General features: G+C 76.8%; 15 protein-coding genes. 5 read left to right on the forward strand and 10 right to left on the reverse strand.

Annotation, left to right across the window (positions count from 1 at the left end):
• Positions 1-2: 2 nt before the first annotated feature.
• Positions 3-680 carry a uracil-DNA glycosylase gene (locus Cpa01nite_RS04215; RefSeq protein ID WP_203667493.1) on the reverse strand — a complete coding sequence of 226 codons (678 nt, stop codon included), beginning with the start codon at positions 678-680 and terminating at the stop codon, positions 3-5.
• Between the two features lie 202 nt (positions 681-882).
• Here Cpa01nite_RS04215 and Cpa01nite_RS04220 point away from each other — a divergent pair, with 202 nt between their 5' ends.
• The 3 genes from Cpa01nite_RS04220 (at position 883) to Cpa01nite_RS04230 (ending at position 2,184) form a co-directional block, all read left to right on the forward strand.
• Positions 883-1,167, forward strand: a complete 285-nt coding sequence (locus Cpa01nite_RS04220) for a DUF3263 domain-containing protein (protein WP_203667567.1) — start codon at positions 883-885, stop codon at positions 1,165-1,167.
• 72 nt (positions 1,168-1,239) lie between these two features.
• The gene (locus tag Cpa01nite_RS04225; protein WP_203667494.1) at positions 1,240-1,860 is read left to right on the forward strand and encodes a LytR C-terminal domain-containing protein; all 621 of its coding nucleotides are present in this window, start codon (positions 1,240-1,242) and stop codon (positions 1,858-1,860) included.
• Positions 1,861-1,980: 120 nt separating this feature from the next.
• A complete protein-coding gene (locus tag Cpa01nite_RS04230; RefSeq protein WP_203667495.1) occupies positions 1,981-2,184 on the forward strand; it encodes a cold-shock protein in 204 nt (67 codons plus the stop codon).
• A 90-nt stretch (positions 2,185-2,274) separates the two neighbouring features.
• On the opposite strand, the gene Cpa01nite_RS04235 is transcribed toward Cpa01nite_RS04230, so the two are convergent.
• The gene (locus Cpa01nite_RS04235) at positions 2,275-3,564 is read right to left on the reverse strand and encodes a glycoside hydrolase family 15 protein (protein ID WP_203667496.1); all 1,290 of its coding nucleotides are present in this window, start codon (positions 3,562-3,564) and stop codon (positions 2,275-2,277) included.
• A gap of 275 nt (positions 3,565-3,839) precedes the next feature.
• Between Cpa01nite_RS04235 and groL the strand changes: the two genes are divergently transcribed.
• Positions 3,840-5,468: a chaperonin GroEL gene (gene groL, locus Cpa01nite_RS04240; RefSeq protein ID WP_203667497.1), complete on the forward strand. Its 1,629-nt coding sequence runs from the start codon at positions 3,840-3,842 to the stop codon at positions 5,466-5,468.
• 542 nt (positions 5,469-6,010) lie between these two features.
• On the opposite strand, the gene Cpa01nite_RS04245 is transcribed toward groL, so the two are convergent.
• The 4 genes from Cpa01nite_RS04245 to Cpa01nite_RS04260 all read right to left on the reverse strand — a co-directional run bounded on the left by Cpa01nite_RS04245 (position 6,011) and on the right by Cpa01nite_RS04260 (position 9,582).
• Complete coding sequence (locus Cpa01nite_RS04245) at positions 6,011-6,289, reverse strand: DUF4031 domain-containing protein (RefSeq protein WP_203667498.1); 279 nt, start codon at positions 6,287-6,289, stop codon at positions 6,011-6,013.
• Complete coding sequence (locus tag Cpa01nite_RS04250) at positions 6,286-7,104, reverse strand: HD domain-containing protein (protein WP_239068513.1); 819 nt, start codon at positions 7,102-7,104, stop codon at positions 6,286-6,288. The genes Cpa01nite_RS04245 and Cpa01nite_RS04250 overlap by 4 nt, the downstream gene beginning before the upstream one ends.
• An 85-nt stretch (positions 7,105-7,189) precedes the next feature.
• Positions 7,190-8,854, reverse strand: coding sequence for a sensor histidine kinase (locus Cpa01nite_RS04255; protein ID WP_239068514.1), 1,665 nt, complete (start codon positions 8,852-8,854; stop codon positions 7,190-7,192).
• Positions 8,851-9,582 carry a response regulator transcription factor gene (locus Cpa01nite_RS04260; RefSeq protein ID WP_203667499.1) on the reverse strand — a complete coding sequence of 244 codons (732 nt, stop codon included), beginning with the start codon at positions 9,580-9,582 and terminating at the stop codon, positions 8,851-8,853. Before Cpa01nite_RS04260 ends, Cpa01nite_RS04255 begins: the two co-directional genes overlap by 4 nt.
• A gap of 121 nt (positions 9,583-9,703) precedes the next feature.
• Between Cpa01nite_RS04260 and Cpa01nite_RS04265 the strand changes: the two genes are divergently transcribed.
• Positions 9,704-10,432 carry a type 1 glutamine amidotransferase gene (locus tag Cpa01nite_RS04265; protein ID WP_239068515.1) on the forward strand — a complete coding sequence of 243 codons (729 nt, stop codon included), beginning with the start codon at positions 9,704-9,706 and terminating at the stop codon, positions 10,430-10,432.
• 63 nt (positions 10,433-10,495) lie between these two features.
• Here Cpa01nite_RS04265 and Cpa01nite_RS04270 read toward each other — a convergent pair whose 3' ends face one another.
• From Cpa01nite_RS04270 to Cpa01nite_RS04285, 4 genes are all read right to left on the reverse strand, one after another.
• Positions 10,496-11,260, reverse strand: a complete 765-nt coding sequence (locus tag Cpa01nite_RS04270) for a PspA/IM30 family protein (RefSeq protein WP_203667501.1) — start codon at positions 11,258-11,260, stop codon at positions 10,496-10,498.
• Positions 11,261-11,302: 42 nt separating this feature from the next.
• Positions 11,303-13,381: a TPM domain-containing protein gene (locus Cpa01nite_RS18820; protein ID WP_275406199.1), complete on the reverse strand. Its 2,079-nt coding sequence runs from the start codon at positions 13,379-13,381 to the stop codon at positions 11,303-11,305.
• A 152-nt stretch (positions 13,382-13,533) separates the two neighbouring features.
• Positions 13,534-15,228 (reverse strand): DNA repair helicase XPB, encoded by a 1,695-nt coding sequence (locus Cpa01nite_RS04280; RefSeq protein WP_203667502.1) that lies wholly within the window; start codon positions 15,226-15,228, stop codon positions 13,534-13,536.
• Positions 15,225-17,702 carry a helicase-associated domain-containing protein gene (locus Cpa01nite_RS04285; protein WP_203667503.1) on the reverse strand — a complete coding sequence of 826 codons (2,478 nt, stop codon included), beginning with the start codon at positions 17,700-17,702 and terminating at the stop codon, positions 15,225-15,227. The genes Cpa01nite_RS04280 and Cpa01nite_RS04285 overlap by 4 nt, the downstream gene beginning before the upstream one ends.
• Positions 17,703-17,765: the final 63 nt, after the last annotated feature.

A 17,765-nucleotide genomic window follows, 5' to 3' on the forward strand; every position in this document is an offset into this window, starting at 1 on the left:
GGTCAGGGCAGCGACCAGTCGACGGGCGCGCCGCCCTGCTCGGCGAGCAGCGCGTTCACGCGGGAGAACGGGCGCGAGCCGAAGAACCCGCGGCGCGCGGACAGCGGGCTCGGGTGCGCGCTGGCGACCACCGGCACGCCGCCCAGCGCGGGGGCGAGCGACTGCGCGTCGCGGCCCCACAGCACCGCGACCAGCGGGCCGCCCCGCTCCACCAGCGCCTCGATCGCACGCGCGGTGACGGCCTCCCACCCCCGGCCCCGGTGCGACGCGGGCTCGCCGGGCCGGACCGTGAGCACGCGGTTGAGCAGCATGACGCCGCGGTCCGCCCACGGCGACAGGTCGCCGGTGCTCGGCCGGGGCAGGCCGAGGTCGGCCTCGAGCTCGGTGAAGATGTTGGCCAGGGACCGCGGCACGGGGCGCACGTCCGGCTGCACGGAGAACGACAGGCCCATCGGGTGGCCGGGCGTCGGGTAGGGGTCCTGGCCGACCACCAGGACCCGCACGTCGGCCAGCGGCCGGGTGAACGCGCGCAGCACGTCCGGGCCGGCGGGCAGGTACTCCCGGCCGGCGGCGACCTCCTCGCGCAGGAACGCGCCGGCCGCGTGCACCAGCGGCTCGACCGGCGCCAGCGCCTCCGCCCAGTCGGGCGCCACCAGCTCGGACAGGGGTGCGGGGATCACGCGGCCCGAGGCTAGCCGACGGCGGGGAGCCCCGGCGGGCGCGGGCGGGACCCGGGCGGCGCCCGGGTTGAGGAATGACAGCCGTGTGATTCCCGCCGTACGATGGCGCCCGGACGCCGGCCGGCACGCGGCGGGCCGACGGCAGCACGGGAGGGCGGCACGGGTGGACGCGACGGCGGAGCGCACGGACGCACGACCGGCTCTGGTGGCGGTCGACGGCGGCGCCGACGCCCCCACGGAGCTCTCCGAGCGCGACCGCGAGGTGCTGGCCTTCGAGCGGCAGTGGTGGAAGTACGCCGGCGCCAAGGAGCAGGCGATCCGCGAGCTGTTCGACATGTCGGCCACCCGCTACTACCAGGTGCTCAACGCCCTCATCGACTCGCCCGCGGCGCTCGCCCACGACCCGATGCTGGTCAAGCGGCTGCGCCGGATGCGCTCGACCCGGCAGCGCGCCCGCAGCGCCCGCCGGCTCGGCGCGGACGGCTGAGCAGGCGCGGCACCCCCACGCGACGCGCCGCGCGTGCCGGGGTGGACAGGCCGAGCCGTTAGCCTGTCCGCCGTGACCAAGGCCAGCGACCGGTTCCCGGAGGACGAGTTCGACGTCGAGCCGGCGCACGACGCGCCGATCGGCGTGCACCGCGCACCCCGCACGTGGTGGAGCCGCTGGTGGCCGTTCGTCGCCGTGGTCGTGCTCGTCCCGGCCGTCACCGTCGGCCTGGTGGTGTGGGCCTCGTCCTGGGAGGGCCGGATCCCCGGCTTCGGCGACGCGTCCGAGCCCGCCGCCGGGGCGAGCGAGCCGGCGACCTCCGCGCCCGCGGAGGAGGCGCCCGCCGAGGAGGCCCCCGCCGAGGAGGCCCCCGCGGAGGAGGCGCCGGTCGAGGAGGTCCCGGCGCCGACCGCGGACCTCACGGCCGACGTGCGGGTGCTCAACGCGTCGAACCGGTCCGGCCTCGCGGCGAGCGCCGCGGCGGACCTCGAGGGCGCCGGGTTCACGGCGGTGACGGCGGGCAACGGCAACGCCGGCGGGCTCGTGCAGAGCACCGTGTTCTACGCGAGCGCCGACCTCGCGCCCACGGCGCAGCAGGTCGCGGACACGCTCGGCATCGCCAACGTGGTCGAGGACGCCGGGACCGCCCCGGAGGGCGTGGTCGTCCTCCTGCTGGCGGACTTCGCGGGCTGACCCCTTCCGCACGTCGGGGGGCGGGGCTAGTGTCGGCCGCGTCGCGGTGACCGCTCTCCAGAACCGGGAGAGGCCACGGCCCCTGCGTCGCACCGATCACGCCTTCCTCAGGAGCACCGCATGCCGCAGGGAACCGTCAAGTGGTTCAACGCCGAGAAGGGCTACGGGTTCATCACCCCGGCCGACGGCGGCCAGGACCTGTTCGTCCACTTCAGCGCGATCCAGACCAACGGCTACCGCAGCCTCGAGGAGGGCCAGTCGGTCGAGTTCGAGGTCGGCCAGGGCACCAAGGGCCCGCAGGCCGAGCAGGTCCAGCCGCTCTGAGCGCCCGCTGACACGTCGCCGCGGGGCGGGGCACGGCGCCCCGCCCCGCGGCGACGTCGCGGAGCCCGCCGCCAGGGAGGGTTCGGCGGCCTAGCCGTCGAGGGCCGCCACCGCGAGGACGACGCACGCGGCGGTCCACGCCAGCGGGGCGACCGCGGCGGGGGAGCCGTCCGCGAGCACCTTCTCCGGCAGCGCGCCCATCGACGTGCGGTGCGCGTCCAGCCAGTCGAGGCGCTCGCGCGCCTGCGCGTCGTCGCCGTTGACGGCCGCGGTCAGCGCGTACAGGGACGTCTGCGGCGTCCAGGAGATGCCGTCCTGCCGCCAGCCCGCGCCCGGCGCCAGGCCGCCGGCGGGCCGCGCCATCGCCGCCGCGGACGCCGTCCAGCCCTCGAGCGCGCCGTCGAGCGCGGTCGGCTGGAACGGCGGCAGCGCGAACGCGCTCGCGGCGTCCGGGAGGCTGCCGCCGGCGTACCGGCCGTACGCGGTGTCGTCGCCGAACGCGCGCTCCACCGCCGCGCGGGTGCGCGCCGCCGCGTCCCGGGCGTCCCGCGCCGCCGCGTCGTCGCCGAGCAGGTCGAGCACGGGGCCGGCGGCCTCCAGGCCGGCCAGCAGCGGCGCCACCGTGCCGAGCGTGAGCTCGTCCTCCGCGACCTCCCAGTAGTCCGGCGAGGCCGGCGGCAGCCCGTCGCCGGCCACGAGCGCGACCGCGTGCGCCGCGCCCCGCCGGACCAGGGGCGCGAGCTCGGCCGCCACGGCGGCGCGGTCCGCCTCCGGCGTCGCGGCCAGCACCTCGCCCGCCGCCCAGAGCGACCACCCGGTGCCGTCGGTCTGCGGGGCCCGGTCGTCCGGCACGGCGCCCGAGCCGTCCGGCAGGTACCGCGCCTCGAACGACCCGTCCTCGCCCTGGACGCGGGTGAGGAACCCGAGCACCTCGCGGGCGTCGGCCCCGTGACCCGTGCGGGCGAGCGCGACCGCGACGAACGACGCGTCCCGCGGCCAGACGTACCGCCAGTACGGCGTCCACGCGGCGACGGCCGCGCCGTCGTCCTGCACGAGCGTGCGCAGGTCGAGGAGGGCGTCGGTCACCAGGTCGGCGTACGGGCCGTCGGCGCCCGGCACGGTCCCGGCGGCCAGCCACGCGCGCTGCTCGGCGGCGAGGTCGTCGTCGGCGGTGGTCGCCGGGTCGTCGACCACCCGGGTGCCGGTGTGCAGCAGCGGCTCCCCGCCCGCCGGGACGAGCTCCGGGCCCGCCGGCGTGGCGACGACGCCCTCGCTGTACAGCTCGATCGTGCGCGTGCGCGGGCCGGTGGCGCCCCAGGCGATCAGGCCCGCCGCCAGCGCGACCAGCACGGCGGCGGCGACGACGGGGCGGCGTGGCATCCCGGCAGGCTATCCGGCGCGGCCGTGCGACCACGGGAGGCGTCCGCCCGGCGGCCACGGCGGCCCGTCCGCCGAGGGCGGAGCGCCTTGCACTCGCGGGGGTCGAGTGCTAACCATGTGCTTAGCACTCTCGGGTCGAGAGTGACAGAATGACAACCCAGGCCGACCCGGTGAGGTCCGCCGCACGACGGGACATGACCGTCGGCGCGGCGCGGCCGTCCGTCGCGGGCACCGACCGGCCGAACCACGAGCCAGAGTGAAGGATCGATAGCCCCATGGCCAAGATCATTGCCTTCAACGAGGAGGCCCGTCGCGGCATCGAGCGGGGTCTCAACACCCTCGCCGACACCGTCAAGGTCACCCTCGGCCCCAAGGGCCGCAACGTCGTCCTGGACAAGAAGTGGGGCGCCCCCACGATCACCAACGACGGTGTCTCCATCGCCAAGGAGATCGAGCTCGAGGACCCGTTCGAGAAGATCGGCGCGGAGCTCGTCAAGGAGGTCGCCAAGAAGACGGACGACGTCGCGGGCGACGGCACCACCACCGCCACCGTGCTCGCCCAGGCGCTCGTGCGCGAGGGCCTGCGCAACGTCGCGGCCGGCGCGAACCCCATCGCCCTGAAGCGCGGCATCGAGCAGGCCGTCGAGGCCGTCACCGCCGCCCTGCTGGACCAGGCGAAGGAGATCGAGACCAAGGAGGAGATCGCCGCCACCGCGTCCATCTCCGCCGGCGACACCGCGATCGGCGAGCTCATCGCCGAGGCGCTGGACAAGGTCGGCAAGGAGGGCGTGATCACGGTCGAGGAGTCCAACGCCCTCGGCCTGGAGCTCGAGCTCACGGAGGGCATGCGCTTCGACAAGGGCTTCCTGTCGGCGTACTTCGTGACCGACCCGGAGCGCCAGGAGGCCGTCCTCGAGGACGCCTACGTGCTGCTCGTCGAGTCGAAGATCTCGAACGTCAAGGACCTGCTGCCGCTGCTGGAGAAGGTCATCCAGTCCGGCAAGCCGCTGTTCATCGTCGCCGAGGACGTCGAGGGCGAGGCCCTGGCCACGCTCGTCGTCAACAAGATCCGCGGCACCTTCAAGTCGGTCTCCGTCAAGGCCCCGGGCTTCGGCGACCGCCGCAAGGCGATGCTGCAGGACATGGCGATCCTCACCGGTGGCCAGGTCGTCTCCGAGACCGTCGGCCTGAAGCTCGACACCGTGGGCCTCGAGGTCCTCGGCCAGGCGCGCAAGATCGTCGTCACCAAGGACGAGACCACCATCGTCGAGGGCTCCGGCGACGCCGCCCAGATCCAGGGCCGCGTCAACCAGATCCGCGCCGAGATCGAGAACTCCGACTCGGACTACGACCGCGAGAAGCTCCAGGAGCGCCTCGCCAAGCTGGCCGGCGGCGTGGCCGTCATCAAGGCCGGCGCGGCGACCGAGGTCGAGCTCAAGGAGCGCAAGCACCGCATCGAGGACGCCGTGCGCAACGCGAAGGCTGCCGTCGAGGAGGGCATCGTCGCCGGTGGTGGCGTGGCGCTCATCCAGGCCGGTGCCGTGGCGTTCGAGAAGCTCGAGCTCGTCGGCGACGAGGCGACCGGTGCGAACATCGTGAAGGTCGCGATCGACGCCCCGCTCAAGCAGATCGCCGTGAACGCGGGCCTCGAGGGCGGCGTCGTGGCGGAGAAGGTGCGCAACCTCCCCGCCGGCCAGGGCCTGAACGCCGCGACCGGCGAGTACGAGGACCTGCTGGCCGCGGGCGTCAACGACCCGGTCAAGGTCACGCGCTCCGCGCTGCAGAACGCGTCGTCCATCGCGGCGCTGTTCCTCACCACCGAGGCGGTCGTCGCCGACAAGCCGGAGAAGGCCGCTCCGGCCGTGCCCGGTGGCGACGGCGGCATGGGCGGCATGGACTTCTGAGTCCCGCCGCGGCGGGCGCGTGAGCGCCCGCACCGCTCCAGGACGGGCCGGTCACCTTCGGGTGGCCGGCCCGTCCTGCGTCCCGGGCGCCCTGCACGCATGCCCGCGCCCCGCGTCCGCGCACGCGCCGCTTCGCACTGCGCCCACCCGCGCTGCGCCTCGCACAGCGCCCACACCTCGCGCCCCGCCCCGAGCCCGCGCCGAACTTGCAGTAATTGCGGGGTTCGAGCGTCCCCAACCCCGCAACCAGTGCAAGTTCGGCGGGTCTCCGGGTTCCTGCCTGTGTGGGCGGGGCGGCTCAGGGGTGAGAAGGGGGACTCGGCGGCGCGGCGCGGCGCAGCGCGTGACGACGGCGCGGGGCGCGCGGGCGAGCCGTGCGGCGCGGGGCGCGCGCCGGGGAGGAGTGCGCCGGGGAGAGGTGTGCGTGGGTTGGCGGCGCGGGCGAGGGGCGGCACAGGGCGGCGTGGAGCGGCTGCGCGGGGCTGCCGCGCCACAGCCGAGAGCTGCCATCTCGGCGCAGCGCAGCGCGGCGCGGCGCGGGGTCAGTGCGCGTGGCGGGGGCGGGCGTGGGCCGGGACGCGCAGGCCGCTCGCGCGCAGGCGGCGGATGAGCTCGCCCGCCGAGACCGGGACCGCGCCCAGCGCGACGAGCTCCGCGTGCTTCTCGTCCGGCACGTCGTAGTGGTCCAGGTCGAAGGCGGGGCGCGGCAGGCCGGCGCGCTCGGCGAACGCGTGCAGCTCGTCGAGCGAGGTGTCGCTCACCAGGTGCGACCAGGTCCGGCCGTGCCGGGGCCAGAGCGGCGGGTCGACGAGGACCGTCACGCCCCGTGCCGGACGGGGTGCCGCGCGTCCGCGGGGCGCGCGGGCCGGACGGTCCCGGGCGCGTCGGCCGGGCCCGGGGGCTCGGTCGGCGGGGTCGCCGGGACGTCGGCCCCGGAGTCCTGGGCCTCGAGCTCGGCCAGCACCTTCTCCAGCTTGTGCAGCTCGGCGCCGAGGTTCTGCCGCGCGGGCTCCTCCCACGCCGCGCCCAGCGGGCTGACGAACAGGCTGGGGCGCTTGAGCAGCTTGCGCACGATCCGCTCCCGGGCGCGCAGGTAGTCCTGCACCGGGATGTCGGCGTACTCCTCGCGCACGTCGTGCAGGTAGGCCTTGTAGCGCTGCGGCTCGGCGGCCAGCATCGCCAGGTCGGCGTCGCACAGCACGGCGCAGTCGAAGTCGCTCGGGTCGGCGACGTGCCGGACCAGCGCGATCACCATCTCGTGCACGCGCTCGACCCGCGGGGTCGGGACGCCGAGGTCGGTGAGCTGCTCGCGGGCCAGCCGGGCGGAGGCCACCTCGTCCTCGCCGCCGCGGTTGGCGTACGCGGCGACCTGCCGGCCGTCGAACACGGCGCCGTGGTACCAGGCGGCCAGCCGGACCAGGTCGGGCTCGTGGGTCTCCTCGGCGAGCTCGTCGACCCGGGCCAGCACGTCGGTCAGGTGCCGGAGGTTGTGGTACGTCCGGCCGGGGCCGGTCCACCGCTCCACGAGGTCGGCGCCGACCTCCCGGACGCGCTCGTCGGGGGCGGTGGCCCCCGCCCCCTTCGCGCTGCGGACGAACGCGGACAACAGCCACTGTGGCGCGTCGTAGACGCCCATGGGAACAGCCTCACTGCGACAGACGACCCTGCTCGGACGCGCCATCGTAGACCCATCCGGACGGGGTTCCGCCACGCGTGCGGGGTCAGCCGGTCGGGTGATCCCGGGCGTCGTCCGGGCAGGCGCCGTCGCCCTCGGGCGTGTCCGCCGGGGCGCCCGACGGCAGGGCCACGCGGACCGTCGCGCCGCCGCCCGGGGTCTGCGAGATGGCGACGTCGCCGTGGTGCGCCGCCACGATCGCGGCCACGATCGCCATGCCGAGCCCGGCGCCGCCGCCGGTGCCGTCGCCCTCGCGGGTACGGCTGGGGTCGACCCGGTAGAACCGCTCGAACACCCGCGCGGCGTGCTCGGGGGCGATGCCGGGGCCGTGGTCCCGGACCTCGATGACGACGCGGTCGCCGACCCGCCCGACGCCGATCTCGGCGGGCGTGCCCGCCGGGGTGTGCCGGGCGACGTTGCCGACCAGGTTGGCGACGACCTGGCGCAGCCGGGCCTCGTCGCCGCGCACCACCGTGGCGGGCAGGTCGCCGACGGCGCCCGGTGCGCCCGCGGGGGCGTCGGCCAGCGGCCCGACCCGCACCTCGCGCGTCGGGTCGATCGCCCGCAGGTCGTGCGCCGCGTCGGTCGCCAGCACGGCGAGGTCGACGGGCTCCGCGCGGCCGGGCCGGTCGGCGTCGAGCCGGGCGAGCGCCAGCAGGTCCTCGACCAGCCCGCCCATCCGGGTCGCCGACTGCTCGATGCGCCGCATGGTGTCGTCGACCTGGTCCTTCTCGGTGAGCGCGCCCATCCGGTACAGCTCGCCGTAGCCGCGGATCGCGGCCAGCGGGGTGCGCAGCTCGTGCGAGGCGTCGGCGACGAACCGGCGCATCCGCTCCTCGGAGCGGGTGCGCGCGTCGAAGGCCGTCTCGATCTGGGCGAGCATCGAGTTCAGCGCGGCGCCGAGCCGGCCGACCTCGGTGGTCTCCGGGGCGGCCGGCACACGCTGGGACAGGTCGCCGGCGGCGATCTGCGCGGCGGTGCCCTCGATCTCGCGCAGGCCGCGCAGCGACCGCCGCACCGCCCAGGTGCCGACGACCGCGCCGATGACGACGATGGCGGCGGCCGAGGTCCACAGCAGGATCGCGGCCTGCCGCACCGTGCCCTGGACGTCGCCGAGCGGCTCGGCGTACAGCAGGTAGCCGATCACGGTCCGCTCGCCGGTGGAGCCCTTGCTCACGATCGGGGTGACGATGCCGCGCCAGGCGGAGCCGCGCACGTCGCTCGTCATGGTCACGGTCCTGGCGCGCGTCAGCGTCGCGGTGTCCAGGTCGGGCAGCCGCGGCTCGCCGTACTTCGAGGTGGTGCTCGGCCCGGGTGTCATCTCGACCGCGTCGCCGTCGATCTCGGCGCGCAGGGCGTAGTCGAAGGCGCCCCAGGCGTAGGTGCCCTTGAGCGCGTCGAGGCTGCCGGTCGCGCCGTAGACCTCCCCGACGTGCTCCTTGTACGTCTCGTTCGCGGCGACCAGGCGCTCGTCGAACTGCTCCACCAGGAAGCGGGACAGCAGCGTGGTCGTCGCCGTGCCGGCGATGCCGAGCCCCATCGCCAGCAGCACCGTCGTGATCCCCACCAGCCGCGCGAGCAGCGGCGTCCGCGCCCACACGTCCCGGACCCGGCGCACCACGCCGTCGACCGCCCCGCGCGCCCCGCCGTCGCGCCCTCCGTCCGCCGCCGCCCCCTCCGGCGCCTCCCGCGCCGGCGACGTCGTGGTCACGACCCGCTCGGGCGGCGCAGCATGTAGCCCACGCCGCGCTTGGTCTGGATCAGGGGGTCGACCTTCGTGCCGTCGGGGCGCTCGACCTGGTCGACCTTGCGGCGCAGGTACGAGATGTAGGACTCGACGATGTTGGCGTCGCCGCCCCAGTCGTACTGCCAGACGTGGTCGAGGATCTGCGCCTTCGACAGCACGCGGCCGGGGTTGAGCAGCAGGTAGCGCAGCAGCTTGAACTCGGTGGGGGACAGGTCGACGACCTGCCCGGCCCGCCGGACCTCGTGGCTGTCCTCGTCGAGCTCGAGGTCCTCGTAGGACAGCACGCTGGTGGACTCGACCTCGGCGCGGGTGCGGCGCAGCACGGCGCGGATGCGCGCGACGACCTCCTCCAGGCTGAACGGCTTGGTGACGTAGTCGTCGCCGCCCACGGTGAGGCCGGTGATCTTGTCCGCGGTGTCGTCGCGCGCGGTGAGGAACAGGACCGGCACGTGCTGGCCCTTGTCCCGCAGCCGGCGGGTGACGGTGAACCCGTCCATGTCGGGCAGCATGACGTCGAGCACCAGCAGGTCGGGCTGGACCTGCCTGGCGAGGCGGAGCGCGGCGCCGCCGTCGGCGGCCGCGTGCACCTCGAACCCGGCGAACCGCAGGGACGTCGCCAGGAGCTCGCGGATGTTCGGCTCGTCGTCCACGACGAGGAGCGTCGCCTCGGGGGTGCGGTCTGCTGCGGTCACCGCCCCAGTGTGCGCCCGGAGGCTGGGTGCTTCCTGGGAGCGACCTGTCCGCGCGCGGATCGCGGTACGGTACGGCCCCGTGAGTGCAGCCGATTCTCCCACCGGTTCCCTGACGCCCGTCGTGACCGTCGTCCAGCTCGACGCCGCGGTGCCCCTCGACCGGTTCGCCGACCACCTCGACGGGGTGGACGTCCGCCTGGTCCGCGCGTACGCGGGCGAGGACCCGGGCGACGCCGCGGACCTGGACGGCCTCGTCGTCCTGGGCGGGAACATGTCCGCCCACGACGAGCACGAGCCGGGCATCCCCGCCACGCGCGCCCTGCTGGCCGGGGCCGCGCGCGCCGGCGTGCCGACGCTCGGCATCTGCCTGGGCGCCCAGCTGCTGGCCGTCGCGACCGGCGGCCGGGTCGACGTCGCCGCCCCTCCCGGGCGCGAGGCCGGGATCGTCGACGTCCGCTGGCGCCCCGAGGCCGCCGCCGACCCGCTCGTCGGCGACCTGGCCGCCGACGCCGAGCGCGACGCGACGCGCAGCACCCCGATGCCGACCATGCACGCGGACGCGGTCGTGGACCTGCCGCGGAACGCGACCTGGCTCGCGGCGTCCCGCACGTACCCGTACCAGGCGTTCCGGATCGGCGACGCGGCCTGGGGGCTGCAGTTCCACCCCGAGGCCTCGCCCGCGCTGATGGACGCCTGGTCCGTCGACGCCGGCGACGCCCCCGAGGAGCGCGCCGCGATCGCCGAGGCCGTGACCGCCGCGGACGAGCGGGTGCGCGCGGACGGCGCCCGGATCGCCCGGACGTTCGCCGGCCTGGTGGCCGTGCGGGCCGCGGAGCGCGAGACGGTCTGACCCCGGGACGCACGACGGCCCGGCACCCCGCGCGGGGTGCCGGGCCGTGCTGCGTCCGGGGCCTCAGGCCTCGATCTGCGGCGTGACCGGGGTGCTGCCGAGCTGCTGCGGCTGGCCGCCGCCCTTGAGCGCGGCGAGCCGGGCCTCGATCTCGATCTGCGCGCCGTCGGCCTCGAGCTCGGCGAACTGCGAGTCGAGGGAGGACGCGGCGATCTCCGCCTGGCCCATCGCGAGGGCCTCCTCGCGGCGCACCTTCTCCTCGAAGCGGGCGAGCTCGCTGGTCGGGTCCAGCACGTTGATCGACGAGATCGCGGTCTGCACCGTCTGCTGCGCCTGCGCCGACTTCTGCCGGGCGACGAGGGTGTCGCGGCGCTGCTTGAGCTGGCCGAGCTTGTCCTTCATCTGCGCCAGGCCGGCCTTGAGCTTCTCGACCGTCTCGCGCTGGGAGGCGATGAGCGGCTCGGCGTCGCGGACCTCGCCCTCCGAGGCGATCTGCTTGCCGAGCGCGACCTTGGCCAGGTTGTCGAACTTGTCGGCGTTCGCCGCGTCCCCGGCCTGGCGGTACTGGTCGGCGCGGGACGAGGCGGCGAGGGCCTTGGCGCCCCACTCGCGGGCCGCGGCGACGTCCTCGTTGTAGTCCTGCTCGGCGAGGCGCAGGTTGCCGATCGTCTGCGCGATGGCCTTCTCGGCCTCCGCGATCGAGTTCGTGTAGTCGCGGACCAGCTGGTCCAGCATCTTCTGCGGGTCCTCGGCCTGGTCGATCAGCGCGTTGATGTTCGCCCGCGCGAGCTGGGTGATCCGCCCGAAGATGCTCTGCTTCTCGGTCATCGCCTCGTGCCTCTCTCGTTTCCTGCGTCTGCCGAACATGTCCTAGAACCCGCCCCCGCGGCCGCCGCCGCCGAAGCCGCCACCGCCGCCGAACCCGCCGCCGCGCCCGCCGCCGCCGAAGCCGCCGCCGCCCCAGCTGCCGCCGTGCGCCCCGCCGCCGCCCCAGCCGCCGCCTCCGCCGCGCAGGATCGAGTCGATGAGGATGCCGCCGAGCACCATCCCCCCGATGTCGCCGAACCCGCCACCGCCGGGTCGTCCGCCGGGCCCGCCCCGGCGCTGCTGGTCGTACCAGTCGACGTCACGCTGCGCGAGCTGCTGCGCCTCGCGGACCAGCCGGTCGGCCTGCTGCGCCTGGCCCAGCGCGGTCTCCGGGTCGGTGTCCCGCTGGTCGACCGCGGCGCGGAACATCCGGCCGGCCTCGGCGAGCCGCGTGCGCGCCTCCGGGCCGACGGCACCGCGCCGGGTCTCGATGTAGTCGGTGGTGCCGCGCAGCGCGGAGTCCACCCGGCCGAGCGTCTGGTCGAGCAGCTGCCGGGCGCGGCCCGCGCGGTCCTGGGCCTCGCGCATCGGGGCGAGCGCGCGGTCGATCGCGGCCTCGGCGTCGGTCAGCGCGCGCAGCGCGGCGAGCGGGTCGCCGTCGCCGGCCCGCGCGGCCCGGCCGGTCGTGATCGCGGCGCGGGCGGCCTCGGCGCGCGCCGCCACCTCGGGGTGCCGCGGGGCGAGCCGCTGCGCGTCGTCGACGTCGGACGAGATCGACGCGATCGCCGCGTCCAGCCGGGCGCCGATGGTGGCGAGCTCCGTGCCGGCGCGGTCCACGCCGTCGAGCAGCGTCCGGACCTGGCCCAGCGCCTCCTCGGCGGCCCGGGCGTACCGGACGGCGACCCCGCGGTCCCCGCCGGCGACGGCCGACCGGCCCTGCGCGAGCGCGGTGCCGACCTCGTCGAGCAGCGCCAGCGCCTGGTCCGGGTTGCCCTGCACCGAGGCGAGCGCGTCCGCGGGGTACCGCGCGGCGAGCGTGCCGAGCGTGGCGCGGGCCCCCTCGACCCGGGCCCGCAGGTCGGCCGCGGTGCGCTCGTGCGCGTCGAGGGCCTCCCCGGCGCGGGACTCGACGTCGCGCAGCCGGTCGAACGCGTCCTTCTGGGCGTCGAGCGCGGAGGACGCCCGACCGACCACGTGCAGGATCCGGGTCGCGGTCTCGCGGACCTGCGGCTCGGTGTCCGGCACGTCGTCGTCCAGGGTCTGCCGCAGCCGGAACGCCTCGGTCACGTCCGCCTTCGCGCGGGTGAGCACCTGCTCGAACTCGCGGGTGGCGTCGGGGCCGAACTGCGCCTGGGCGAACCCGAGCTCCTGCTCGGAGGCGCGCAGGGCGTCGTCGATGCCGACCAGCGCGGACGCGGACCGGCGGTCGAGCTCGGCGGTGGGCAGCGCGGCGAGCTCGTCGGCCGGGCCGGCGGGGGCCTGCGGGCCGCCCGGGAAGCGCCCCGGGACGCCGGCGCCGACGGCCTGCCGGCTCTGCCGGCGGCGGGACGACGCCCACGCGACCGCGCTGATCGCGGCGATGACGACGAGGCCGCCGACGAACAGCCAGCCGAGCGCGGAGCCGCCCCCGCCGCCGGTGGCGGCCTCGCGCACCTCGTCCGCCGCGGTGACCGCGGCACCCGCCCAGTCCTCCTGGCTCAGGCGGTCCTCGACGTCGGCAGCGATCCGGTCCAGGTCGCCCCCGGACAGGCCGGGGACGCTCTCGGGCGCCAGCACGTAGGAGCGCTGCTCGGTGGCGACGGCGAGCACGAGGTCGTTCGAGCCGAGGCCGGTGAGGCTCGCGGTCTCGTCGACCCAGGCGATCCGGTCGCCGCTGAACTCGTCGACGTACACCACGTACAGCTGGTACTGCGTCTCCGCGGACAGCTCGTCCAGGGCCGCCTGCACGGTGCTCTCGTGTCCGGACAGCGCGCCGACCTGGTCGGTGATCTCCCCGGTCAGGGCCAGCGGGTCGGCGGCCGGCAGCGGCGGCGCGGCGGGCGCCGCGGCGCCGGCCGGGGCGGCCCCGACCAGCAGCGGGGCGGCGAGCAGCACGGAGACCAGCGGGGCGGCGGCTGACCAGCCACGGGACGACGACGGCACCCGACGATCCTTTCTCAGGGCGTGCACCCCTCGCAACGAGACGGCCCGCCCGGGGGTTCCCGGGCGGGCCGTCAGGTCGGGTGGATCCACCCGGACGAGCGCGCCGGGTGTGTCCGTGCGGGTGGATCCGCCGCGCGGTCGGGGTGTGCGGCTCAGGCCGGCTCCTCCGTCGCCTGCTCCAGGTCCTCGGCGTCGACGATCCGGTAGGCGTAGCCCTGCTCGGCCAGGAACCGCTGCCGGTGCGCCGCGAAGTCCTGGTCGACGGTGTCCCGCGCGACCACGGCGTAGAAGTGCGCCGTGCGGCCGTCGCCCTTGGGGCGCAGCAGCCGGCCGAGGCGCTGGGCCTCCTCCTGGCGGGAGCCGAACGACCCCGACACCTGGATGGCGACGGACGCCTCGGGCAGGTCGATCGAGAAGTTCGCGACCTTGGACACCACGAGCGTCGAGATCTCCCCGGCGCGGAACGCGTCGAACAGCCGCTGTCGCTCGGTCACGCTCGTCGACCCGGTGATGACGGGCGCGTCGATGTCGGCGGCCAGCTCCTCGAGCTGGTCGATGTACTGGCCGATCACCAGCAGCGGCTCGCCGCGGTGCTGCGCCACCAGCCGCTTCACGACCTCGGTCTTGCCCGGGGCGCTGGCCGCGAGGCGGTACTTGTCCTCGGGCTCGGCCGTCGCGTACAGCATCCGGTCCCGCTCGGGCAGGGTCAGCCGCACCTCGACGCAGTCGGCGGGCGCGATGTAGCCCTGCGCCTCGATGTCCTTCCACGGGGCGTCGTACCGCTTCGGGCCGATCAGGCTGAACACCTCGTCCTCGCGGCCGTCCTCGCGCACCAGGGTGGCGGTGAGGCCGAGGCGGCGGCGCGCCTGCAGGTCGGCGGTCATCCGGAAGATCGGCGCCGGGAGCAGGTGCACCTCGTCGTAGACGATGAGGCCCCAGTCGCGGGCGTCGAGCAGCTCCAGGTGCGGGTAGACGCCCTTCCGCTTGAGCGTGAGCACCTGGTAGGTCGCGATCGTCACCGGCCGGATCTCCTTGCGGGAGCCCGAGTACTCGCCGATCTCGTCCGGGGTCAGCGAGGTGCGGCGGATCAGCTCGTCGCGCCACTGCCGCGCGGACACGGTGTTGGTGACGAGGATGAGCGTCGTGGTCTTCGACCGGGCCATGGCGGCCGCGCCGACCAGGGTCTTGCCGGCGCCGCAGGGCAGCACCACGACGCCGGAGCCGCCGTGCCAGAACCCGTCCGCGGCCTCGGCCTGGTACGGCCGCAGCTGCCACGGGCGCGGGGCGCCGTCGGTGCCGAGGTCCGACTCGCCGGAGGTGTCCAGGTCGATGGGGTGCGCCTCGCCGTCGACGTAGCCGGCGAGGTCCTCCGCCGGCCAGCCGAGCTTCAGCAGCGCCTGCTTCAGCGTGCCGCGCTCGGAGGCGTGCACCACGACGTCGGTGTCGTCGATCCGCTCGCCGACCAGCCCGGCGGTGCGCTTGGAGCGCAGCACCTCGGCCAGCACCGCGGCGTCGAGGGCGTGCAGCACCAGCCCGTGCACCGGGTGCGCGACGAGCTGCAGCCGCCCGTACCGGGACATCGTCTCCGCGACGTCGACCAGCAGGGCGTGCGGCACCGGGTAGCGCGAGTACTCGAGCAGGGTGTCGACGACCTGCTCGGCGTCGTGGCCGGCGGCGCGGGCGTTCCACAGGCCCAGCGGGGTCAGCCGGTAGGTGTGCACGTGCTCGGGCGCACGCTCGAGCTCCGCGAACGGGGCGATCGCGCGGCGGCAGGCCTCGGCCTGGTCGTGGTCGACCTCGAGCAGGAGGGTCTTGTCGCTCTGGACGATCAGGGGTCCGTCGGTCATGCGGTGTCCGTCTCCCGGGGGTCGGCTGCTGCTGCGTCGTCGTCGGGCGGCTGGGTGCCCGCCGCGTCGACCGGGGTGACCGCGGCGACGCGGTGGGCCGCGACCACGATCTCGGCGTCCCGGGCGGTGTCCACCACGCGCACCCGTCCGCCGTCGACCCGGACCGGCAGGACTCGCCGCCGCTCCAGGGCGCCGCGCGAGCCGACCACGTCCAGCCACACCTCGGTGTGGCCCGCGGCCGCCTCGCGCAGCATCCCCAACGCCTCCGCGGGGTCGGCTGTTCCCCGCGAGGGGCGCGGGCCGGTGCGGGGTCCGGCCGCGCGCGCGGCGGCCGTGGCGGCGGCGACGCCGGACGCGCGGTCGCGCAGCGTGGGGGCGCCGTCGGCCCGGGGCGCGGCCGCCTCCGCCGCCGCGGCGCGCACGACCGCGCCCGCCCCGCCCGTCGACCCGCCCGCGGCCCGGGCCTCCTCGGCGCGGCGCAGCACGCCCACCAGGGCCGCCGCGCGCTCGGCCGGCGGCACCGCCCCGCGCCCCGCGTCGTCCGCGGCGAACCGCGGACGGGCCGCCGCCACGCGCCGCAGCGTCGGAGCGGCGTGCAGCACCTGGCCGTCGGGCGTCTCGGCCACCGGGGCCAGCCCGTGCGCGCGCAGCGCGGCGAGCAGCTCGTGCAGCGGCGCCTGCGCGGCGAGCACGGTCGGCGCCAGCCGGACCAGCCCGAGGTCGGCGTGCCGCGGGTCCTCGGCCAGCCCGGCGAGCAGCGCGGGGTCCTCGGTCCGGACGTAGGACGACGCGGCGCCGGCGCGGAGCCGCCCGTGCCGGCGGGCGGCGTCGCGGACCAGGTACTCCAGCGGCTGCGGCACGCCGCCGCGGGCGTGCGACGCGAGCTCGGCGAGCAGGTCGTCGGCGGTCGACCCGGCGTCCAGCGCGTCCCGCACCGACTCCGGCGTGAACCGGACGGTGACGGCGCCGCCGCGGGACTCCACCCGGGCGGCGCGGTCGACCAGCGCCTCCAGGTCCTGGCTCGGCCGCCCCGGCACGATCCCGGTGAGGTCGGCCTGGAGCAGCAGGTCGTCGACGGCCGGGGGCAGCGCCGCGGCGAGCCCCTCGGCCAGCGCGGGCCGCGGGTCGGCGTCCCCGAGCAGCGCGCGGCCGGCCGTCGCCAGCGCGCCCGCGCCGAGCACGCCCAGCCAGCCCGCCTCGCGCAGCACCGCGGCGACCGCGTCGAGCGGCGGCACGGACCGCGGGGTCCGCCACGCCAGGCCCTCCCGCACCGCGGGGGCGTCCGGCGCGGCGCCGGGACCGGCCTCGGCGAGCAGCCCGAGCACGGCCTGGCGCAGCCGCGGCGACCACGGCCGGCCGAGGTCGGGGCCCAGCGCCGGGCGCACGGAGCCGCGCTCGTCGCGCGTGCCGACCAGCGAGGGCGTGCGCGGGGTCGCGGCCCACCAGGTCGCGAGCCGGGCCCAGCGGCCGGGGAGGTCGAGCGCGAGCCACTCGTCCGCCACGGTCGTCGGGACGTGGTGCGGGGACTCCTCGCCGTCGTCGCGGACCAGGGCGCCGACGCCCGCGAGCTCGACGACGAACGCCGCCTCGGCCTCGGTGACCTCCAGGGCGACCGCGGTGCGGCGCAGGTCGCGGACGCCGAGCCCACCCGCCCGCAGCACCGGCGGCGGCGTCCGGCCCCACAGCCGGATGAGGCCGGCGACCAGCCGCACGACGCGCTCGGCCGCCGCGGCGTGCTCCGCCTCGACCAGCGCGGCGTCCCGGCGGGGCAGGTCCTCCGGCGCGGGGGGCGACGCAGGGGCGCGGTGGGTGCGACCGTCGCGCAGGGCGAGCGCGACGGTCCGGGGCAGCACGACGTGCCGCTCGTCGGCCCGGGCGAGCAGGCCGGCGCGGAGCAGCTCGGTGACCGCCTCGGCCGCGGCGCCGGCCGCCGGGCGCACGCCGACGGGCGGGCCCCAGGTCAGCGCGTCCAGCACCGCTCGGCCGGCCGCCGGGGCGGCGGCGAGCAGGCCCGGTACGGCGGCGGGGTCGGGGTCGTGCGGCGCGGGGGCGGCGAGCCCCGCGGTCGCCGGGCCCAGCAGCTCCGCGACGCCGGGCGCCGGGCGCAGCACCGGGTCCGACGCGCGCCCGCCGACGGGGTGCAGCAGCGCGAGGTCGGTCGCGGTGGCCAGCGCCGCGCGCACCGCCGGGGCGTCCGCGCGGGACGCGCCCACGGCGGCGACCACGTCGCGGGCGCGCACGCCGCCGGCGGGGTCGGTGGACCCGGCGAGCAGCGCGACCACCGCCTCGACCGCCTGCAGCACCGCGGCGTCCACGCCGGCGAGCGCGCGGTCCAGGCTCGGGCGGCTGGTGGCGCGGGCGGCGAGGGAGGCGAGCGTGGCGGGCGAGGGGTGCGCCAGGTCGGGGCGCCGCAGCAGCAGGCGCACCAGCTCCTCGTCCGACCTGCCGCGCAGGTGCTCGCTGAACGTGGCCATCCGCACCACGATACGTTCCGCGGGGTCGCCGCGGGGCGGCGCGGCCGGGCCCGGACCGGGCGC

Source organism: Cellulomonas pakistanensis (genome assembly GCF_016862755.1).
Taxonomy (GTDB): Bacteria; Actinomycetota; Actinomycetes; order Actinomycetales; family Cellulomonadaceae; genus Cellulomonas; species Cellulomonas pakistanensis.